General features: G+C 66.0%; 15 protein-coding genes. 10 read left to right on the top strand and 5 right to left on the bottom strand.

The window, feature by feature from the left end; translation table 11 throughout:
• Window positions 1-26: 26 nt before the first annotated feature.
• Genes AC5P65_RS07605 through AC5P65_RS07585 form a run of 5 tightly spaced genes read left to right on the top strand, consistent with a single transcriptional unit; the run spans window position 27 to window position 5,090 of the window.
• A complete protein-coding gene (locus tag AC5P65_RS07605; protein WP_021202730.1) occupies window positions 27-1,394 on the top strand; it encodes an FAD-dependent oxidoreductase in 1,368 nt (455 codons plus the stop codon).
• On the top strand, window positions 1,394-2,833 hold the full coding sequence (sbcB, locus tag AC5P65_RS07600) for an exodeoxyribonuclease I (protein WP_111098200.1): 1,440 nt from the start codon (window positions 1,394-1,396) through the stop codon (window positions 2,831-2,833). Before AC5P65_RS07605 ends, sbcB begins: the two co-directional genes overlap by 1 nt.
• The gene (locus AC5P65_RS07595) at window positions 2,830-3,516 is read left to right on the top strand and encodes a DUF2461 domain-containing protein (protein WP_021202728.1); all 687 of its coding nucleotides are present in this window, start codon (window positions 2,830-2,832) and stop codon (window positions 3,514-3,516) included. The genes sbcB and AC5P65_RS07595 overlap by 4 nt, the downstream gene beginning before the upstream one ends.
• On the top strand, window positions 3,516-4,496 hold the full coding sequence (locus AC5P65_RS07590) for an aldo/keto reductase (RefSeq protein WP_111098201.1): 981 nt from the start codon (window positions 3,516-3,518) through the stop codon (window positions 4,494-4,496). The genes AC5P65_RS07595 and AC5P65_RS07590 overlap by 1 nt, the downstream gene beginning before the upstream one ends.
• A gap of 42 nt (window positions 4,497-4,538) precedes the next feature.
• Window positions 4,539-5,090 (top strand): DUF2939 domain-containing protein, encoded by a 552-nt coding sequence (locus AC5P65_RS07585; RefSeq protein ID WP_111098202.1) that lies wholly within the window; start codon window positions 4,539-4,541, stop codon window positions 5,088-5,090.
• 61 nt (window positions 5,091-5,151) lie between these two features.
• Here the strand turns inward: AC5P65_RS07585 and AC5P65_RS07580 are convergent, their stop codons facing one another.
• The 3 genes from AC5P65_RS07580 to AC5P65_RS07570 form a co-directional block, all read right to left on the bottom strand.
• The gene (locus tag AC5P65_RS07580) at window positions 5,152-6,096 is read right to left on the bottom strand and encodes a 5'-nucleotidase (protein ID WP_021202725.1); all 945 of its coding nucleotides are present in this window, start codon (window positions 6,094-6,096) and stop codon (window positions 5,152-5,154) included.
• Window positions 6,097-6,143: 47 nt separating this feature from the next.
• A complete protein-coding gene (locus AC5P65_RS07575; RefSeq protein ID WP_021202724.1) occupies window positions 6,144-6,917 on the bottom strand; it encodes an NAD kinase in 774 nt (257 codons plus the stop codon).
• A gap of 194 nt (window positions 6,918-7,111) precedes the next feature.
• Complete coding sequence (locus tag AC5P65_RS07570; protein ID WP_111098203.1) at window positions 7,112-12,088, bottom strand: NAD-glutamate dehydrogenase; 4,977 nt, start codon at window positions 12,086-12,088, stop codon at window positions 7,112-7,114.
• Window positions 12,089-12,338: 250 nt separating this feature from the next.
• Between AC5P65_RS07570 and AC5P65_RS07565 the strand changes: the two genes are divergently transcribed.
• Genes AC5P65_RS07565 through AC5P65_RS07555 form a run of 3 tightly spaced genes read left to right on the top strand, consistent with a single transcriptional unit; the run spans window position 12,339 to window position 17,452 of the window.
• The gene (locus tag AC5P65_RS07565; protein WP_019660385.1) at window positions 12,339-12,995 is read left to right on the top strand and encodes a TetR/AcrR family transcriptional regulator; all 657 of its coding nucleotides are present in this window, start codon (window positions 12,339-12,341) and stop codon (window positions 12,993-12,995) included.
• Window positions 12,995-14,263: an efflux RND transporter periplasmic adaptor subunit gene (locus tag AC5P65_RS07560; RefSeq protein ID WP_111098205.1), complete on the top strand. Its 1,269-nt coding sequence runs from the start codon at window positions 12,995-12,997 to the stop codon at window positions 14,261-14,263. Before AC5P65_RS07565 ends, AC5P65_RS07560 begins: the two co-directional genes overlap by 1 nt.
• Before the next feature lie 15 nt (window positions 14,264-14,278).
• Window positions 14,279-17,452, top strand: a complete 3,174-nt coding sequence (locus AC5P65_RS07555) for a multidrug efflux RND transporter permease subunit (protein ID WP_019660387.1) — start codon at window positions 14,279-14,281, stop codon at window positions 17,450-17,452.
• A 152-nt stretch (window positions 17,453-17,604) separates the two neighbouring features.
• On the opposite strand, the gene AC5P65_RS07550 is transcribed toward AC5P65_RS07555, so the two are convergent.
• Window positions 17,605-18,036 (bottom strand): hypothetical protein, encoded by a 432-nt coding sequence (locus AC5P65_RS07550; protein ID WP_241744937.1) that lies wholly within the window; start codon window positions 18,034-18,036, stop codon window positions 17,605-17,607.
• A gap of 151 nt (window positions 18,037-18,187) precedes the next feature.
• Here AC5P65_RS07550 and AC5P65_RS07545 point away from each other — a divergent pair, with 151 nt between their 5' ends.
• Window positions 18,188-19,105 carry a hypothetical protein gene (locus AC5P65_RS07545; RefSeq protein ID WP_180832401.1) on the top strand — a complete coding sequence of 306 codons (918 nt, stop codon included), beginning with the start codon at window positions 18,188-18,190 and terminating at the stop codon, window positions 19,103-19,105.
• Window positions 19,106-19,150: 45 nt separating this feature from the next.
• Here the strand turns inward: AC5P65_RS07545 and AC5P65_RS07540 are convergent, their stop codons facing one another.
• The gene (locus AC5P65_RS07540; protein ID WP_180832399.1) at window positions 19,151-20,299 is read right to left on the bottom strand and encodes an acyl-CoA dehydrogenase family protein; all 1,149 of its coding nucleotides are present in this window, start codon (window positions 20,297-20,299) and stop codon (window positions 19,151-19,153) included.
• Between the two features lie 153 nt (window positions 20,300-20,452).
• Between AC5P65_RS07540 and AC5P65_RS07535 the strand changes: the two genes are divergently transcribed.
• Window positions 20,453-21,382: an ArsR/SmtB family transcription factor gene (locus AC5P65_RS07535; protein WP_019660391.1), complete on the top strand. Its 930-nt coding sequence runs from the start codon at window positions 20,453-20,455 to the stop codon at window positions 21,380-21,382.
• Window position 21,383 lies beyond the last annotated feature (1 nt).

The following is a 21,383-nucleotide window of genomic DNA, read 5'->3' as shown; positions in this document are numbered from 1 at the left end:
ACCCTCCCCTACTGCTGGACAGTTCGTTGATCGCACACGCCTCCCGCTCGTTGAGCATTATCGGTGCCGGCCTCGCCGGCTCCCTGCTGGCCATCCTGCTGTCACGCCAGGGCTGGCGCATCACCTTGTACGAACGCCGCGGCGATCCGCGCGTGGCCGACTACGAGAGCGGCCGCTCGATCAACCTGGCGCTGGCCGAGCGTGGGCGCAACGCCCTGCGCCAGGCCGGTGTGGAAGACGAGGTGATGGCGCGCGCGGTGATGATGCGCGGACGCATGGTGCATCCACGCGACGGCGAACCGCAGCTGCAGCGCTATGGCCGTGATGACAGCGAAGTGATCTGGTCGATCCACCGCAGCGACCTGAACACCACGCTGCTGGAACTGGCCGAACAGGCAGGGGCCACCGTGCATTTCCATCGCCGCCTGCACACCGTTGATTTCGATGCCGGCTACGCCCGCTTCATCGATGACCGCGATGACAGCCCGCACGACATCCGCTTCGACACCCTGATCGGTGCAGACGGTGCCGGTTCGGCGCTGCGTGCGGCAATGAACCGGCGCGCGCCGCTGGGCGAGGACATCGCCTTCCTCGATCACTCCTACAAGGAGCTGGAGATTCCGCCGGCCGAAGACGGGGGCTTCCGCATCGAGCGCAACGCGCTGCACATCTGGCCACGCGGCCACTACATGTGCATCGCCCTGCCCAATCATGAAGGCACCTTCACCGTCACCCTGTTCCTGCCCAACCAGGGCGATCCCAGCTTTGCCACGATCAATACCGGTGCGCAGGCCGAGGCGCTGTTCGCTCGCGAGTTCGCGGACGCGCTGCCGCTGATCCCGAACCTGCGCGTGGATTGGGAACAGCACCCGCCGGGCCTGCTCGGCACGCTCACCCTGGAGCGCTGGCACCAGCAGGGTCGCGCCGTACTGATCGGCGACGCCGCGCATGCAATGGTGCCGTTCCACGGCCAGGGCATGAACTGCGCGTTCGAGGATTGCGTTGCGCTGGCCCGTCACCTGATGGAGGCGGATGACCTGGAAAGTGCGTTCGCTGCGTTCGAGGCCGAGCGCAAACCCAATGCACGCGCGATCCAGCAGATGGCGCTGGAGAACTACCTGGAAATGCGCGACCGCGTGGCCGATCCCTCGTTCCTGCTGCAGCGCGAACTGGAGCGGGAACTGCAGCGGCGCTGGCCGACCCGCTTCGTACCGCACTACACGATGGTCACCTTCCTGCACACGCCGTACGCCGAAGCGCTGCGCCGTACCGAACTGCAGCGCGATTTGCTGGTGGCGGCCACGGTCGGCCACGAGTCGCTGGACAACATCGACTGGGCGGCGCTGGAAGCGCAGATCCACGCGCAGCTACCGGTCCTGGAGGGTGCGCACTGATGGCTGACAGCTTCCTGTTCTACGACCTGGAAACCTTCGGCCAGGATCCACGGCGCACCCGCATCTCGCAGTTCGCCGCCATCCGCACCGACGCCGGCCTCAACGAGATCGACACACCGGTCAGCTTCTTCGTGCGCCCGGCCGATGACCTGCTGCCCTCGCCGATGGCCACCCTGGTCACCGGCATCACCCCGCAGCAGGCCTTGGCCGAAGGCATCAGCGAGTCCCAAGCCTTCGACCGCATCAACGAACTGATGTCGCGACCCGGCACCTGCGCCCTGGGCTACAACACGCTGCGCTTCGACGATGAATTCGTCCGCTACGGCCTGTTCCGCAACTTCCATGACCCATACGAACGCGAGTGGCGCAACGGCAATTCGCGCTGGGACCTGCTGGACATGCTGCGGCTGATGCGCGCGATGCGCCCGGATGGCATCCAGTGGCCGCTGCGCGAGGACGGTGCCACCTCGTTCAAACTCGAGCACCTGGCCGAAGCCAACAACGTGCGCGAGGGTGATGCGCACGAAGCGCTATCCGACGTGCGAGCCACGATCGGCATGGCACGGCTGTTCAAGCAGTCGCAGCCGCGCCTGTGGGACTACGCCCTGAAGCTGCGCGACAAGCGTTTCGTCGGCAGCCTGCTGGATGTCACCGCGATGACGCCGGTGCTGCACATTTCCATGCGCTACCCCGCCAGCCGTCTGTGCGCGGCGCCGGTGCTGCCGTTGTCCGTGCACCCGACGATCAGCAACCGGGTGATCGTGTTCGACCTGGACGGCGACATCGACGACCTGCTGGCCCTGCCGGCCGAGGTGATCGCACAGCGCCTGTACCTGCGCGCCAGTGAACTGCCCGAGGGCGTGGCACGGGTGCCGCTGAAGGAAGTGCACCTGAACAAGGTGCCCGCCCTGGTCGCCTGGAACCACCTTCGTGGCGACGACCACGCGCGCCTGGGCCTGGACGTGGCCGCGATCGAGGCCAAGGTTCAACGGCTGCGCGGGTTCGCCCCTCAGCTTGCCGAGAAGGCGCGCCAGGTCTACAACCAGCCGCGCGCGGCCACCGTGGCCGACGTCGATGCCTCCCTGTACGACGGCTTCCTCGGCAACGGCGACAAACCGCTGCTGGCGCTGGCCCGCACCACCGCACCGGAGCAGTTGGCCGCGCTGGAAGGCCGCTTCCGCGACCCGCGCCTGCCGGAGCTGCTGTTCCGCTACCGTGCGCGCAATCATCCGGACAGCCTCGCGCCGGCTGAACGCCAGCGCTGGCAGGATTACCGGCGCCAGCGCCTGCTGGGAGACGGCGGCCTGGGCGAACTCAACCTGCCCCAGTACCAGCAGCAGCTCGATGCGCTGGCCGCCGAGTCGCCCGACGACGCGCGGCGCCAGGCCCTGCTGCAATCGTTGCGCGACTGGGGCCAGCACCTGCAGGAGACCTTGTGAGTACCTATTTCTCGGACGCCAGCTTCAAGTTCCTGCGCAGCCTGGCGCGCCACAACGAAAAGGCGTGGTTCAACGACCACCGCCAGCAGTACGAAGAGCATGTGCGACAGCCGTTCCTGCGCCTGTTGGGTGATCTTCAGCCAGCCCTTGCCGAGGTCAGCGAACACTTCCGCGCCGATACCCGCGGCGTCGGCGGCTCACTGTTCCGCATCCACCGCGACGCGCGTTTCTCCAACGACAAATCGCCTTACAAGACCTGGCAGGGTGCGCGCCTGTTCCATGAGCGCCGTCGCGAAGTGGCCGCGCCCTCGTTCTATGTGCACCTGCAGCCAGGCGAGAGCTTTGTCGGTGCCGGCCTGTGGCACCCGGAACCGGAAACCCAGCGCCGCGTGCGCCACTTCATCCTCGACAATCCGGGCAGCTGGAAGGCCGCGGCCCATGCACCTGCGCTGCGCAGGCGCTTCGAGTTCGAGGAGAGCGAAAAGCTGGTGCGTCCGCCGCGCGGCTTCCCGGCCGACTTCGAGTTCATCGACGACCTCAAGCACCGCAACTGGGTGATGTGGCGCCCGCTGGATGACGCCACCATGACCGGCCCACGCCTGCTGTCCACGCTGGGCAAGGATCTGGCCGCGCTCGGCCCGTTCGTCGACTATCTGTGCGCAGCGCTGGACCTGGAATTCTGATGCCGTTGGCGCACCAACGGCGCACGCTGGGCCGCACCGGCCTGGCGGTTTCGCCGGTCGGCCTTGGGTGCTCCGGCTTCTGGGGGCATCGGCGCTTCCCGGAGCAGTCGGCCGCGCACGTCGTCGAGCATGCACTGGCACAGGGCGTGAACCTGTTGGACACCGGTCACAACTACTCCGGTTTCCACGCCGAGCCGCGGCTGGGCCGCATCCTGCGCTCCTTGCTCAAGCAATACCCGCGCGATTCGCTGGTGATCTCCAGCAAGGGCGGCACGCTGACCGGCCAGGCCGGCGTCAGCGGCGCCGAGCAGCGCAATTTTTCGCCAGCGGCCATCACCGCCAGCTGCGAAGCCTCGCTGCGCAACCTCGGCCTGGATTACCTCGATATCTACCAGCTGCACGGTGCCAGCCAGCACGACATCAACGATGACCTGCTGGCCGCACTGCAGCGACTGCGCGAACGCGGGCTGATCCGGCACACCGGCATCAATACGCACACGGCGTCGACCCTGTGCTGGATGATCGACCATCCCACGCTGTTCGACGTGGTGCTTCTGGACTACAACGCCCTGCAGCAGGATCGTGAACCCCTCATCGACCGGCTGCACGCGGCCGGTATCGGCGTGCTGGCCGGCACCGTGCTGGCGCAGGGCCACCTGCTGCCATCACGGGCCCGCCTGCCGCGCCCGGCCGACGCCTGGTACCTGGCCAGAGCCTGGCTCAAGCCAAGCAGCCGCTCCCTGATGCACAGCGCACGCCGGATGCGCCACACCATCGCCGCCATCCACAGCCAGCGCCCCGCCCAGACCGCGTTTGCCTACGCCCTGGGCCATCGCGGCGTCGCCAGCGGCATTCTGGGCACCACCCGCACCGGCAGCCTGGACGAAGTGCTGGCGACGCGCCTTGAGGCGCTGACCCCGGCGGAACGGCAACAGCTGGTCGATGCCTTCGGTGATGGCCGTGGTTCGCCCAGTCAGTGAGTCTTCACCCCGCACTGCCGCCGTTGCGGCAGTCTGTCCGCCATGAAGAAACTCTCCGCACTGGTTGTGCTGCTGGTCCTGGCCCTGGCGGCCTGGTGGTTCGGCGGCCCCTACCTGACCGTCAATGGCCTTTCCAAGGCCATCGAGCAGCGCGACACCGCGCGCCTGGAACGCTACGTCGATTTCCCGCGCGTGCGCAGCAGCCTGCGCGCGCAGCTCAATGACTACCTGGTGCGCCAGGCCGGCCCGGACGTGGCGGCCAGTCCCTTCGGTGCCCTGCTGTACGGGCTGGGCGACCAGCTGGGCGGTGCCGCGGTGGACACCATGGTGACCCCCACCGGGATCGGCGCGATGCTGCAGGGCCACGTGCTGTGGAAGCGCGGCCGCAATGAACTGCAGGGCGGCGATGCCTTCGGCCCGACCGAACCGGCGCGACCGTTGAAGCATGCCGAACACCATTTCGAAGCGCTGGACCGCTTCGTGATCGATGTCGATCGCGGTCCCGGCCAGCCGCCGATGAAGGTGGTGCTGGAGCCGCAGGGGCTGCGCTGGAAGGTGGTGGATCTGCAGTTGGGGATGTCGGGCAGCCCTTGATCGGACCCGTGGCCTGACGGCAGTGCCAACCAACGGTTGGCACCTGCCGGTCGAATCCGCCCTATCCCTCGTTGGCGACGCCGTGCGGTACGTGGCCGGCAGCCACATGCTCGCGGGCGCTGTCGATGTTGTGCTGCGAATCGTCGAAGAAGATGTCGGCGCCGAACGCCTGCAGGAACGGCCCCTTGTGCCGGCCGCCGAGGAACAGCGCTTCGTCCAGGCGCACGCCCCACTCGCGCAGGGTGCGGATCACCCGCTCATGGGCCGGCGCCGAACGCGCAGTCACCAGTGCGGTACGGATCGGCGCGCTCTCGCCGGCAGGGAATACTTCCTGCAGCGTGTGCAGCGCTGACAGGAAGCCACGGAACGGACCGCCGCTGAGCGGCTCGCGGGCCCGTTCGCGCTCATGGCGGCCAAAGGCTTCCACGCCCTGCTCGCGCGAAATGCGTTCACTCTCGTCACCAAAGATCACCGCGTCACCGTCAAAGGCGATGCGCAGCTGCCCGGCAGGGCGACCGATGTCGATCTGGTCGGCCGCTGCGGCTGCGGTCTCGCCAGGCGGCTTGGGCAGGATGGTCGCCGCCGCGATGCCATGGCGCAGCGCGCTGCGCACCGATTCCGGGTTGGCCGACAGGAACAGGTCGGTGCCGAACGGCTTCACGTAGGGCCAGGTCGGCTCGCCGGCGGTGAACGTCGCGCGGATGATGCCCAGGCCATAGTGCTGGATCGAATTGAAGATGCGCAGGCCGGTGTCGGCCGAATTGCGCGACAGCAGGATCACCTCGACCCGCGGGTCCTCCGGGCTGGCGCCCTGGTTCAGGGCCAACAGCTTGCGCACTACCGGGAAGGCCACGCCAGGTCCGAGGATGTCGTCCTCATGCTGGCGCTGGAATTCTGCATAGGCCGCCACGCCATCGCTCTCGAACAGCGCATGGCTTTCCTCGAGGTCGAACAGCGCGCGCGAGGTGACCGCGACGGTCAGCAAACGGGGGGAGTTGTCGCCCATCGGTGGGGGTCCTTCAAGCGGTCGGCAGGGCCGGCCGCCCATTGTCCTCAAAAAACGAACTGTTCGCTCAGGATCCGGTCTTCCAGGTTGTGTTCCGGGTCGAACAGCAGGGTCACGCGCCGGTCCCTGGACTCGCGGATGGTCACCTCCACTACGTCGCGGGTCTCGTGCGAGTCAGCGGTGACGCTGACCGGACGCTTGTAGGGATCGAGCACGCGGAAGCGCACTTCGGTGTCGGCCTTGAGGATCGCCCCGCGCCAGCGTCGCGGCCGATATGGGGCCAGCGGCGTCAGCGCGATGGTATGCGACCCAAGCGGCAACACCGGGCCGTGCGCGGAATAATTGTAGGCGGTGCTGCCGGCCGGGGTGGCGACCAGCACGCCGTCACCGATCAGTTCGGCCACGCGCTCCTGGCCGTTCAGGTCGATGCCGATATGCGCAGCCTGCCGGGTCTGGCGCAGCAGTGAAACATCGTTGTAGGCCAGCGACCCGGTACTGGTGCCCGATTCGGTCAGCGCCACCATCTCCAACGGGCGCAGGTTGGCCGGTTCGGCACGGGCGATGCGCGCCTGCACGTCATCGTCGCCGCGGTACTGGTTCATCAGGAAGCCCACGGTGCCCAGCTTCATGCCGAACACCGGCTTGCCCAGGTGCCCGTGCCGGTGCAGGGTCTGCAGCATGAAACCGTCGCCCCCCAGCGGGCACAGCACGTCGGCCTGCTCAGGCGCGTGATCGCCATAACGCGAGATCATGGCCGCGCGCGCCATCTGCGCCGGTTCGGTGTTGCTGGCCAGGAAAGCGATGCGGGGGGTGTCGCTCATCGGTGGATCCGGGTGGGTGTGCCAGCAAGAGCATACCCGGTAGTGCCGGCCGCTGGCCGGCAGCTTCAGCCGATAACGGTTCATGCAGTTGCCGGCCAGCGGCCGGCACTACCAAGGCAATGCAGAACGGCCCCGCTTTCGCGGGGCCGCTCCTTTTCTCCACGCAGGCCGGGCATGGCCCGGCGCTACGTCACTTACGCGCCGTGGGCAGCAAGCTGGCCCAGGCGCTGGACTGCGACCGAAACGGTCGGGTAGTCCAGGGTCTTCTGCTCGGCCAGTTCGGCCAGCATCGCCAGGGTGAAGCGCAGGCTGTTGTCGTCGCGGCCCATCCAGGCGGCCACCTTGGCTTCAGCACTGCCACCCTTGGTGCCCAGCACCTGGCCGGCCAGGTTGCGGTGGTTGGCGGCCAGCTCGTCACGCAGCACGCCACGTGCCACGGCGTGCCAACGACCGTTGACCTCCAGCGCGTCGACCTGCTCGAACAGCCACGGCAGCTGCAGGGCATCGCCCAGGCGGAAGTGGACCTTGGACACGTCCACCGGCTTCAGCTTGCGGGTGCGGGCCAGTTCGATGATGTCGAACGCCGGTTCCAGGAAGTGCAGTTCGGCCAGCTGCTGTGCCAGCGCAGACGGCAGGCCCTTTTCCTTCCACTCGGCCACCAGGGCCTCGTAGGTCGGACGCTGCGAATCCGGCAGCACACCCGAGGCAACGCGGATGTCGTTGAACGGTCCCTGGTAGCGGTTGACCGCTTCGGTGATGCCCGGCATCGCGCCTGGGCGCGACAGCAGCCAGCGCACGAACGAACGCTGCAGCTTCCAGATCACTTCCAGTGCGTCGATCTGCACCGACTCCGGCACCTTGCCGTCGAGGGCATCGATCTGCGCCCACAGCGCGCGTGCATCCAGCGTTTCACGGCTGATGGTGTACGCCTTGGCAACCTCGGCGATGGAACGACCGGTGTCTTCCTGCATGCGCATCAGGAAGGTGGCGCCCATGCGGTTGATGGTCTGGTTGGTCACGGCCGTGGCGATGATTTCGCGCTTCAGGCGGTGACGCTCCATCGCGTCGGCGTACTTCTTCTGCAGCGGGGTCGGGAAATAGCGCTGCAGTTCCTTGGACAGGTACGGATCTTCCGGGATGTCCGAATCCAGCAGCTGGTTGAACGCCACCAGCTTGGAGTAGGACAGCAGCACCGACAGTTCCGGGCGGGTCAGGCCCTGGCCGCGCGCCTTGCGCTGGGACAGCTCGGCGTCGGACGGCAGGAACTCGATCTGGCGATCCAGCAGGCCCTGCTGTTCCAGGGTGCGGATGAAGTGCTGCTTGGAACCCAGGCGCTTGACCGCCATCCGCTCCATCAGGCTCAGCGCCTGGTTCTGGCGGTAGTTGTCGTTGAGCACCAGCTCGGCGACTTCATCGGTCATCGAGGCCAGCAGCTTGTTGCGCTGCTCGACGGTCAGCTTCTTGGCCCGCACCACATCGTTGAGCAGGATCTTGATGTTGACTTCATGGTCGGAGGTGTCGACACCGGCCGAGTTGTCGATGAAGTCGGTGTTGAGCAGCACGCCAGCCTGGGCAGCTTCGATGCGGCCCAGCTGGGTCATGCCCAGGTTGCCGCCCTCGCCCACCACCTTGCAGCGCAGCTCGCCACCGTTCACGCGCAGCGCGTTGTTGGCACGGTCGCCGACGTCGCTGTGCTGTTCGCTGGCGGCCTTGACGTAGGTACCGATGCCACCGTTCCACAGCAGGTCGACCGGTGCCTTCAGGATCGCACTCATCAGATCGTTCGGCGACAGCGCCTTGACGTTCTCGTCCAGGCCCAGCGCCTCACGCACCTGCGGGGTGATCTCGATCGACTTCAGGCTGCGCGGGTACACGCCGCCGCCCTTGCTGATCAGCTTGGTGTCGTAGTCCGCCCAGCTCGAACGCGGCAGGGTGAACAGGCGCTCACGCTCGATGAACGACGTGGCCGCATCCGGATTCGGGTCCAGGAAGATGTGGCGGTGGTCGAACGCAGCGACCAGGCGGATGTGGCGCGACAGCAGCATGCCGTTGCCGAACACGTCGCCGGACATGTCGCCGACGCCGACCGCAGTGAAGTCCTGGCTCTGGCTGTCACGGCCCAGCGCACGGAAGTGGCGCTTGACCGATTCCCACGCACCGCGCGCGGTGATGCCCATGCCCTTGTGGTCGTAGCCGACCGAACCACCGGAGGCGAACGCATCGCCCATCCAGAAGCCGTGCGCGACGGCCAGGCCGTTGGCGATGTCGGAGAAGGTCGCGGTGCCCTTGTCGGCGGCCACCACCAGGTACGGATCGTCCATGTCGTGGCGCACGACATCCACCGGCGGCACGATCTTGTTGTTGACGATGTTGTCGGTGATGTCCAGCAGGCCCTGGATGAACAGCTTGTAGCAGGCCACGCCGTTGGCGAAGATCGCATCGCGGTCGCCGTTCACCGGCGGGGTCTTGGCGAAGAAGCCACCCTTCGCGCCGACCGGCACGATGACGGTGTTCTTGACCATCTGTGCCTTGACCAGGCCCAGCACTTCGGTACGGAAGTCTTCGCGACGATCCGACCAGCGCAGGCCGCCACGCGCAACCGCACCGAAGCGCAGGTGGGTACCTTCCACGCGCGGGCCGTACACGAAGATCTCGCGGTACGGGCGCGGCTTCGGCAGGTCCGGCACCAGCGCCGAATCGAACTTGAAGCTGATGACATGGCCGTGCTGGCCGTTGGCATCGGTCTGGTAGTAGCTGGTGCGCAGGGTCGCGTCGATCACGCCCATGAACGAGCGCAGGATGCGGTCCTCGTCCAGGCTGGACACGCGGTCCATCAGCTTCAGCAGCGCATCGCGCGCGGCCTGCATCTGCGCGTCACGGTCGCCCTTGCGGGCGTCGACCACGGTCTTGAGCACCTTCAGGGTGGCCTCGTCGCCAGCAGCCAGCACATCGAAGTGGGCCTTCAGCTGGGCCTGGCCGGCGGCGATGTCGTCCTTGCTCTCGTGGCCGGTGGCTGGATCGAAGCGGGCTTCGAACAGCTCGACCAGCAGACGGGCCAGCAGCGGGTAGCGCGCGAACGTGCCTTCCACGTAGGCCTGCGAGAACGGCACGCCGGTCTGCAGCAGGTACTTGCAGTAGCCACGCAGCATGGCGACCTGGCGCCAGTGCAGGCCGGCCGCCAGCACCAGGCGGTTGAAGCCATCGTTCTCGGCATCGCCGTGCCAGACGCGGGCGAAGGTCTCGCCGAAGGCTTCATCGACACTGGCGGCATCGATCGCGCCAGCGGTGGACTCGACCTCGAAGTCCTGCACGTATACCGGTGCGTTGTCGACCGACAGGCGGTACGGACGCTCGGCGATCACGCGCAGGCCCATGTTTTCCATCATCGGCAGCGCGTCCGACAGCGGGATGTCGTCCAGCTGGCGATACAGCTTCAGGCGCAGACCATCGCCGCTTTCGCGCGGCACGGCCTGCAGGCTCAGGCGCAGGTCGTCCGGGCCGGTCAGCGCGTCGAGCTGGCTGACATCGTTGGCCGCAACAGCCGTGCTGTTGTCTTCGATGTAACCGGCCGGCAGCGCCTTGCCGATGCGGGCGGCGATGCGCAAGCCTTCGGTCTCGCCATGGCGGGCCACCAGCGCCTCGCGCAGGTCGTCCTGCCAGTTGCGCAGGACCTGGGCCAGCTTCTGCTCCAGTTCGGCGGTATCGACGTCGAGCATTTCACCCGGCTTCGGGCGCACGATCAGGTGCACCTGGGCCAGCGGCGATTCGCCCAGCACCACCGAGCTGTCGACGAACTCGCCGTGCAGCGCGTCCTTCAGCATCGCTTCGATGCGCAGGCGCACGTCGGTGTTGAAGCGCTCGCGCGGCAGGTAGACCAGCGCGGAGATGAAACGGCTGTACTTGTCGCGGCGCAGGAACAGGCGGCTGCGCACGCGTTCCTGCAGGCCCAGCACGCCCATCGCGGTGCGGAACAGTTCGTCCTCGCTGGACTGGAACAGTTCTTCGCGCGGCAGGGTTTCCAGGATATGGCGCAGGGCCTTGCCACTGTGGCTGGCCGGGGCCAGGCCGGACTGCTTCATCACGTGCTCGTGGCGCTGGCGCACCAGCGGGATTTCCCACGGGCGACGGTTGTAGGCGCTGGAGGTGAACAGGCCGAGGAAACGCTGCTCGCCGATGATCTTGCCCTTGGCGTCGAACTCCAGCACGCCGATGTAGTCCATGTAACCGGCGCGGTGCACGCGCGAACGGGCATTGGTCTTGGTCAGGATCAGCGCGTCCTTCAAACCGGACGTGGTGTTCAGGCCCTGCGCGGCCAGGGTCTTGACCGGACGGGCGGCGGACTTGTCCTTGCCGCGCATCAGGCCCAGGCCGGTGTCGTTCAGCGGCGCCAGCACCTCTTCCTTGCCCTGCTTCTCGACGCGGTACTCGCGGTAGCCGAAGAAGGTGAAGTGGTTGTCAGCGGCCCAGCGCAGGAACTCCTGTGCTTCCTTGCGCGACGCGTCGTCGACCGGCAGCTGGCGGCTGCCCAGGTCGTCGGCCAGCGCCAGCGCCTTGTCCTTCATCGGCTGCCAGTCGCGCACGATCGCACGCACTTCATCCAGCGCCTTGTTGATGGCCTGTTCGATGGCGGCCATGGCGTCGGCCGGTTGGCGGTCGATCTCCAGCAGCATCACCGACTCGGCATCACCCTCGCCGACCTTGACCAGCTTGCCGGCCTTGTCGCGGGTGAAGCGCAGCACCGGGTGGCCCAGCACGTGGACACCCACGCCCTGCTCGGCCAGCGACATGGTGACGGTGTCGACCAGGAACGGCATGTCGTCGTTGACGATCTGCAGCACGGTATGCGGCGATTCCCAACCGTTGGCCTTCGCGGTCGGATTGAACACGCGGACGTTGGCCTTGCCAGCCTTGCGGGCACGGGCGAATTCCAGCGTCTCAGCCGCGAGAGCGGCCCACTCTTCAGCGCTGTGGTGCGGGAACTCGTCCGCCTCCATACGCTTGTAGAAGTCAGTGGCAAAGGCCACTGCTTCGGCCTGTGCGGCCGCGGGGTAGCGCTTGCGCAAGGCCGTGTACACCGGCTCCAGGGAGAAACCAGCGGTCACTGCGACCTCCGCTTCTGCTGGTTTGGTCTTGTTTTTCACGGTCTTGGCTGCGGTTTTTTGCGGTTTCATGGCAGAGCGATGCGCTTGCTCAGTTGGGAAAATGAAATTGTAGCCCTACCGCGGGAAAAGGCCTTGCTGCAGGACGGAATAAGCAGATTCGGGTTTGCTGCGGTTTAGACGCCTATTCAGTTCGCGCCGGTAGGGTGATGGCGCCCGGTTCGGCTCTGGCGACAGGATTGGCAAAGCGTGTTACCGGAAGACACACGCGGCAACGCCGTTTCGATTCCACAATCCTGAACTGGACGGTATAGTCCACCGCGTGAATCCGGCCTACCTCCCCGTTGCCCTCGACGCACGCGATGAGCGCGTGTTCGAAGCCGTGCGCCAGCTGTTGGCCCAGCAGGGCATGCAGATGAGCATGGACGCAGTGGCCCAGCATGCGGGCTGCTCCAAGCAGACCCTGTACTCGCGCTACGGCAGCAAGCAGGAGCTGCTGCGCCGAGTGATGCAGCGCCATGTGGGCCACGCCACCGGCGCCATGGTCCGTGCACTCCGCACTGACGACCTGCGTGCCAGCCTGCTCCAGTTCGCCATTGACTTCCTGGAGCACTTCAACCAACCGCACGTGGGCCAGGCCTGCCGGCTGATTGCCGCCGATGCGGCCCAGTTTCCCGAAGAGGCGCGTACGCTGTACCGGCACGGTGCCGGCGCGCTGACGCTTCATCTTGCTGAATGGATTGAAACCGTTTGCATGCGTGGCCAGCTCCGGCATGACGACCCGCACTTCATGGCCGAACTGCTGCTGAGCATGATTGCCGGTCAGGATTTCGACAAACAGCGTTTCCATACCCCCCACCGTGATGACGCACTGCTGCGTCGGCGTTGGGCAGAGTTCTCCGTCGACAGCTTCCTGCGCGCCTTCGCGCCACAGCCGTCGGCGGCCCCGTCTACAAACCAACCCCGGAGTTCCTCCTGATGACCGCCCCACTCCGCACCCTTGCCTTGACGTGCGCCGTTGCTGTCGCGCTGGCTGCCTGCAAGAAGCCGGAACAGCAGACGCCCCCGCCGCCGGAGGTGGGCGTGATCGACGCCAAGCCGCAGACCCTGCCGCTGCAGCGTGAGCTGGTCGGCCGCCTGTCGCCGTTCCGCAGTGCCGACGTGCGCGCGCGGGTGCCGGGCGTGCTGCTCAAGCGCGTCTACCAGGAAGGCTCGCAGGTCAAGCAGGGCCAGACCCTGTTCCTGATCGACCCGGCGCCGCTGCGTGCCTCGCTCAATGCCTCTGAAGCGCAGCTGGCCTCGGCCCGCGCGACCTACGCCAACGCCAAGGTGGCCGCCGACCGTGCACGCTCGCTGGCGCCGCAGCAGTTCGTCTCCAAGTCCGACCTGGACAACGCCGAGTCGGCCGAGCGCACCGCGCTGGCCGCGGTCAAGCAGGCCGAAGCCGCCGTGACCTCCTCGCGGATCAACCTGGGTTACGCCGAAGTGACCGCGCCGATCAGTGGCGTGGCCAACAAGCAGCAGGTCACCGAGGGCGCGCTGGTCGGCCAGGGCGATGTGACCCTGCTGACCACTGTCGATCAGCTCGACCCGCTGTACGTGAACTTCTCGCTGAGCGTGGACGAACTGACCCAGCTGCGCGCGCAGCAGGCCAAGGGCGCGCTGGCGCTGTCCGGCGACGGCAAGGCGACGGTGGCAGTGAAGCTGGCCGATGGCAGCATCTACAGCGAGCCGGGCACGCTGGACTTCTCCTCCACTACGGTCGACCCGGCCACCGGTGCAGTGTCATTGCGCGCTGTGCTGCCGAACCCGCAGCAGATCCTGCTGCCAGGTGCCTTCGTCAGCTTCCAGGCCAACCTGGGCGAGCGCAACAACGCCTACCTGGTACCGCAGCAGGCCCTGCTGCGCGATACCACCGGCGGCTACGTGATGGTGGTCGGCGCCGACGGCAAGGTCGTGCGCAAGAACGTGAAGACCGATGGCGCGCAGAACGGCAACTGGCTGGTCAGCGACGGCCTGGCCGCCGGTGACAAGGTGATCGTGGCCGGCGTGCAGAAGGTCAAGGAAGGTGCACCGGCGGTGGCCAAGCCGTGGACCCCGGGGCAAGACGCCAACGGCAAGCCTGCCGCAGGCGGCGCCGCTCCGGCGGGCGCGGCACCGGCCGCAGGCAAGGCACCGGCCGACGCTGCAAAGCCCGAGCAGGCCGATGCGGCCAAGCCGGCCGCCACCGATTCGAACAAGCAGTAACGGGAACCTTCCGTCATGCCTAAATTTTTCATCGAACATCCAGTCTTCGCCTGGGTGGTTGCGATCCTGATCTCGCTCAGCGGCGTGATCGCGATCCTCAACCTGGGCGTGGAGTCCTATCCCAACATCGCCCCGCCGCAGGTCACCGTCTCGGCGACCTACCCGGGTGCCAGTGCCGACACCACGGAAAAATCGGTCACCCAGGTGATCGAGCAGCAGCTGACCGGTATCGATCACCTGCTGTACTTCAGTTCCTCGTCCGCGTCCAACGGCCGTGCGCAGATCACCCTGACCTTCGAGACCGGTACCGATCCGGACATCGCCCAGGTGCAGGTGCAGAACAAGGTCTCGCTGGCCACGCCACGCCTGCCCTCGGAAGTGACCCAGCAGGGCGTGGTGGTGGCCAAGGCCAACGCCGGCTTCCTGATGGTGGTGGCGCTGCAGTCCGATACCCCGACCATCAACCGTGACGCCCTGAACGACATCGTCGGTTCGCGCGTGCTCGACCAGGTCTCGCGCATCCCCGGCGTCGGCAGCACCCAGCAGTTCGGTTCCGAGTACGCCATGAACATCTGGCTGAACCCGGAGAAGATGCAGGGCTATGGCCTGTCGGCCAGCCAGGTACTGGCCGCGGTACGTGCGCAGAACGTGCAGTTCGCCGCCGGTGCGCTGGGTTCGGACCCGTCGCCGGAAGGCCAGCACTTCACCGCCACGGTCTCGGCCGAAGGCCGCTTCAGCTCGCCGCAGGAATTCGAGAACATCATCCTGCGCGCCAACGCTGACGGTTCGCGCGTGCTGCTGAAGGACATCGCCCGCGTCGCATTCGGTGCCAACAACTACGGCTTCGACACCCAGTACAACGGCAAGCCGACCGGCGCCTTCGCCATCCAGCTGCTGCCGGGCGCCAATGCCCTGAACGTGGCCGAAGCGGTGCGCGCCAAGATGGATGAGCTGCAGCCCAGCTTCCCGTCCGGGGTGACCTGGTTCTCGCCGTACGACAGCACCACGTTCGTCAAGATCTCGATCCAGGAAGTGGTCAAGACCCTGTTTGAAGCGGTCTTGCTGGTGTTCCTGGTGATGCTGATCTTCCTGCAGAACTTCCGCGCCACCCTGATCCCGACCCTGGTGATCCCGGTCGCCCTGCTCGGTACCTTCCTGGGCATGTGGATGATCGGCTTCACCATCAACCAGCTGACGCTGTTTGCGATGGTGCTGGCGATCGGCATCGTGGTCGACGACGCGATCGTGGTGATCGAGAACGTCGAACGCATCATGACCGAGGAGGGCCTGGCGCCCAAGCCTGCCACGCAGAAGGCGATGACCCAGATCACCGGTGCGGTGGTGGCGATCACCGTCGTGCTGGCCGCGGTGTTCATCCCCTCCGCCCTGCAGGGCGGTGCCGCCGGTGAGATCTACAAGCAGTTCGCGCTGACCATCGCCATCTCGATGGCATTCTCGGCGTTCCTGGCCCTGGGCTTCACGCCGGCGCTGTGCGCGACCTTCCTCAAGCCGACGCACAACGACAACCCGAACATCGTCTACCGCACCTTCAACAAGTACTACGACAAGATCAGCCACACCTATGTGGGCCACATCACCTCTGCGGTGCGCCATGCGCCGCGCTGGATGATCCTGTTCGTGGTGCTGACCGCGCTGTGCGGCTTCCTGTTCACCCGCATGCCGGGCAGCTTCCTGCCGGAAGAAGACCAGGGCTATGCGCTGGCGATCGTGCAGCTGCCGCCGGGCTCGACCAAGGGCCAGACCAACGAAGTGTTCGCGCAGATGCGTGGCATCCTGGAAAAGCAGGATGGCTATGAAGGCATGCTGCAGGTGGCCGGCTTCAGCTTCGTCGGTTCCGGCGAGAACGTGGGCATGGGCTTCATCCGCCTGAAGCCGTGGGAGGAACGCAAGTTCACCGCGCCCGAGTTCATCCAGAACATGAACGGCGCGTTCTACGGCATCAAGGAAGCGCAGATCTTCGTGGTCAACCTGCCCACCGTGCAGGGCCTGGGCCAGTTCGGTGGCTTTGACATGTGGCTGCAGGACCGTAGCGGTGCCGGCTACGAACAGTTGACCCAGGCCCGCAACATCCTGCTCGGCCAGGCCGCGCAGAAGCCGGACCACCTGGTTGGCGTGCGCCCCAACGGTCTGGAAAACGCGCCTCAGCTGCAGCTGCACGTGGACCGCGTGCAGGCGCAGTCGATGGGCATGTCGGTGTCGGACGTGTACAGCACCATCCAGCTGATGCTGGCCCCGGTGTACGTCAACGACTTCTTCTACGAAGGCCGCATCAAGCGCGTGACCATGCAGGCCGATGGTCCGTACCGCACTGGCCAGGAATCGCTGAAGAGCTTCTACAGCCCGTCCAGCCTGACCCAGAACGCCGATGGCACCAACGCGATGATCCCGTTGAACACGGTGGTCAAGTCCGAATGGGTGTCGGCGCCGCCGTCGCTGAGCCGCTACAACGGCTATTCGGCGATCAACATCGTCGGTTCGCAGGCACCGGGCACCAGCTCGGGTGAGGCGATGCAGACCATGGAAGGCATCGTCAACGACGACCTGCCGGCCGGCTTCGGCTACGACTGGTCGGGCATGTCCTACCAGGAAATCCTGGCCGGCAACGCGGCGACCCTGCTGCTGGTGCTGTCGATCGTGGTGGTGTTCCTGTGCCTGGCCGCCCTGTATGAAAGCTGGTCGATCCCGGTGGCGGTGCTGCTGGTCGTGCCGCTGGGCGTGCTGGGTGCCCTCGGCCTGTCGATGCTGCGCGGCCTGCCCAACGATCTGTTCTTCAAGATCGGCCTGATCACCGTGATCGGCCTGGCGGCGAAGAACGCGATCCTGATCGTGGAGTTTGCGGTGGAGCAGCGCGCAGCAGGCAAGAACCTGCGTGATGCCACCATCGAAGCGGCCCGCCTGCGTTTCCGCCCGATCCTGATGACCTCGTTCGCGTTCATCATGGGCGTGATCCCGATGGCGATCTCCACCGGCGCCGGCGCCAACTCCCGCCACGCCATCGGCACCGGCGTGATCGGCGGCATGCTGTTCGCCACCCTGCTCGGCCTGCTGATGATCCCGGTGTTCTTCGTGGTCGTGCGCCGCATGCTGGGCGACAAGCTGGATGAACCGTCGAAGGAGTTCATGGAGCGCCAGCGCGACGCAGAGTCCGCCCACCGCCCGGATCGTTGATCCGGCGGTGCGCTGAAACGAAAAGGCCCCGGAGCGATCCGGGGCCTTTTTTGTTGCCGCTTCTGCATCCATGCCAACCCAGGTTGGCATCTACCGGAGCAACGGCATGCCCGGTAGCCGCCAACCTTGGTTGGCGCTGTTCGGGCAACGTCTCAGCGCAGCAGCGCCACCACCACGCACACCGCCACAACCGCCATCGCAGGCCATTGCATCGGCAGGAAGAAGAAGTGATGCGGAGCATGCAGGCCATGTGCACGCGGCTTTCGATTGAGCACAAAACCCAGCACCGTATTGATTGCTGAGCCAAGGCCGAACGCCACCAGGACCTGGCCGAGTGAAGTATTGCCGCGACCCACCACTGGATCCGGGAACAGGATGAGGATGAGCAGCACGGCAGCGATCGGTGTGAGCAGGATCAGCAGCCCCGCGCCTCGATAGATGAGCATGTGGTGGTGTCCATGAACGGCGGAGCATTCTGCGCTCATCGAGCCGGAATGCCAATGGATCGCTGACACATCGACTGCACGGAGACCGGTCGCATACGGACTGTATTGAGAAGCCTCGACCGCTGCGCCGGAAGGCATCACCCGACACCGAAGCGCTCAAGGCGTCTACCGTGTTCGCAGAAAGCCACCCACCCCGGATTCATGGGCACACAGAAATGCGGCACGCCCGGATCGCTGCTATCCAGATGTCTCGACGGCAATCGATCCGAAGCCCTCCAGGAGACTGATCATGGAAAGAGCACCACTACGATTCTTCAGCTGCCCTGCCCTGCTGTTTGGCGCGCTACTCGCGGCCAGCAGCATCCAGGACAGCCACGCGGCAGGCGTCCTCGTCTGCGACAACTGTCGTGACCCGCGCGCATTGGCGCTTTCCTCGGGTACGGGGCCGACCATCGTCGCCGACTTCCAGCAGCGCCGGATCCATGGTTTCGATGTGGAATACGATCGCGAGCTACGGCGCTATCGCGCAACAAGGGCGCAGATTCCCGGGCCAATCAACGCATCCTTCAATCGGATCATGGGCATGCTCGACAACAACGTGCCAACCGTACAGTTCGCGCCGCGGCAGCGGGCCGGAAGAGGAGTCCAGTACGAGGTTCATCCTGATGACCCGCAATACGCCAACGGCATAAGCTTCCCGGAAGAGCACAAGAACCTCAACGCCTACGATGTCGTTCAGATGGCCACTGAGCGATCAAGGCTGGAAGGTGACATCGGCAAGGCCTTCACGGGGGCGACAACATCGTCGGCCGCCTGGAACGGCATGGCAACATTCCTTTCCTCGATCGGCCTGAGCTTCGTCAGCAAGACCGTCGGCATTGACAGCGCCATCTATCGGATCACATGGCGCGATGGTTCAAAAACCACGCTGGTCATCACGCCTTCTGCGGTTGATCAAGCCCGCTATGTGCAAGGTGAAAGCCGTGACGCCAAGGGCAACAAGATTCCGGATGGTGCGGCAACCGATCCAGAGATGGCCCGGAGCTTCATCGGCAACTATCGCTTTGACGATGCCGGCGAGCTCGAACGATGGGTTGACTCCGCCCGGCTCTACGGCGTGACCATGCATCCGGGAATGCCACGGGAATCCCTTCAGACCGTCTGTGAATGGAATGGAAAGGATATCGTTTGCCGGTTGCCACGTTGACAGCGCAGAGGAAACGGGGCGGCAATCGCCGCCCCGTCGTGTCCATCAGCGCAGCCCGGTCTCGTTGCGTGCGATCACCAGGCGCTGGATTTCCGAGGTGCCTTCGTAGATCTCGGTGATCTTGGCATCACGGAAGTAGCGCTCCAGCGGCATTTCCTTGGAATACCCCATGCCGCCGTGGATCTGCACGGCCTGGTGGGTAATCCACATTGCCGCCTCAGAGGCGGTCAGCTTGGCAATGGCAGCCTCATTGCTGAAGCGCTTGCCCTGGCCCTTCACCCACGCCGCGCGCAGGGTCAGCAGCAGCGCTGCGTCCAGCTTGCACTTCATGTCGGCGATCTTGGCCTGGGTCATCTGGAAAGTGCCGATGGCCGCGCCGAACGCCTTGCGCTCCTTCACGTATTCCAGAGTCGCTTCATAGGCGGCACGGGCGATGCCGATGGCCTGCGAAGCGATGCCGATGCGGCCGGCATCGAGCACGCTCATGGCGATCTTGAAGCCCTCGCCTTCCTGGCCCAGCACGTCTTCGCCCCGCGCCACGTAATCGTTGAACTCGATCTCGCAGGTAGCCGAGGCGCGGATGCCCAGCTTCGGCTCGGTCTTGCCGCGGCCGAAGCCGGCCTTGTCGGTGTCGATGAGGAAGGCGGTGATGCCGCGTGCGCCCTTGTCCGGCTCGCTCATCGCGAACAGCACGATGTACTTTGCCACCGGGCCGGAGGTGATCCAGCTCTTCTTGCCATTGATGACAAAGGTGCCGTCTGCCTGCTTCACCGCGCGGCAGCGCATGGCCGTGGCGTCGGAGCCGGACTGCGGCTCGGTCAGCGCAAACGCGCCGATGGCCTCGCCCTCGGCGATGGCACGCACGTACTTCTGCTTCTGCTGCTCGGAACCGTGAGTGAGGATGCCGTTGCAGAACAGCGAGTTGTTGACGGACATGATCGTCGAATGGGCTGCGTCGGCGGCGGCGACCTCCACCATCGCCAGCACGTACGCGATCGGGTCCATGCCCGCGCCGCCGTATTCGGTCGGCACTTCGATGCCCATCAGGCCGTTCTCGCCCAACAGGCGAATGTTGTCCAGCGGGAACTCGCCGGTACGGTCATGATGCTCCGCGCTCGGGGCGATCTTCTCCTGCGCGATACGCCGCGCCACGTCCTGCAGCATCAACTGCTCTTCGGTAAAGCTGAAATCCACAACACCCTCCCGGGTACATGAAGTTATGGGCCGCATACGGCGCGCCCAGGTGCCTCGATTGTACCGGGGGCCGGCTGCTTCCGTACGCTGCCGACTTGACCGCGACAGGCCCTCTCGGCGAATATATCTCTATATCGCGATAGGTAGATGTTTATGGATCTGGAAGACTGGTCGACCCGCCTGAAGGTGTTCGCCGATGCCACTCGCGTCCGCCTGCTGGCGCTGCTGGAGCAGGAGGAACTGACCGTGGCCGAACTGTCGGCGATCACCCGGCTGGCGCAGCCGCGCGTGTCCACCCACCTGGCACGCCTGAAGGAAGCCGGCCTGGTCCGCGACCGCCGTGCTGGCGTGTCGGCGTACTACCGCTTCGACGAGGCCCAGCTGGACCCGGCGCAGCGTGCATTGTGGCATGCCTTGAGCAACGGAAGCGATGACCCGCTGCTGCGCCAGGATGCCGAACGCGTCGCCGCCGTGCTGGCGCACCGCGCCTCGGACCAGAACTGGGCCGACAGCGTGGCCGGCGACATGGAACGCCACTACTCACCTGGCCGCACCTGGGAGGCACTGGCGCGTACCGCGCTGCCGCTGCTGGAGACCGGCGACGTGCTGGATATCGCTTCCGGTGACGGCGTGCTGGCCGAACTGGTAGCCCCACATGCCAAGCGCTACATCTGCATCGACACCAGCGCGCGCGTGGTCGCCGCCGCCAGCGAACGCCTGCGCCGCCTGCCGAACGTGGAAGTGCGCGAGGGCGACATGCATGCACTGCCGTTCAAGGATGCCAGCTTCGATCTGGTCGTGCTGATGCACGCGCTGACCTACGCCAGCAAGCCGGCGCAGGCGGTGACCGAAGCCGCGCGCGTGCTGCGGCCCGGTGGCCGGCTGCTGCTGTGCAGCCTGGCGCGCCACGAGCACAAGGCCGCCGTGGAGGCCTATGGCCATGTCAACCTCGGCTTCAGCGACAAGGAGCTGCGCAGGTTCGTCGACAAGGCCGGCCTGCAGGTGTCCAGCCTGGAGACGGTCACCCGCGAGAAACGCCCGCCGCACTTTGAAGTGATTTCGCTGATCGCCAACAAGCCCTGAG

Source organism: Stenotrophomonas sp. YJH_SMC_48-3, from assembly GCF_059369375.1.
The sequence above is the reverse complement of the archived record's forward strand: the minus strand, read 5'-3'. Positions and strand labels throughout refer to the sequence as shown.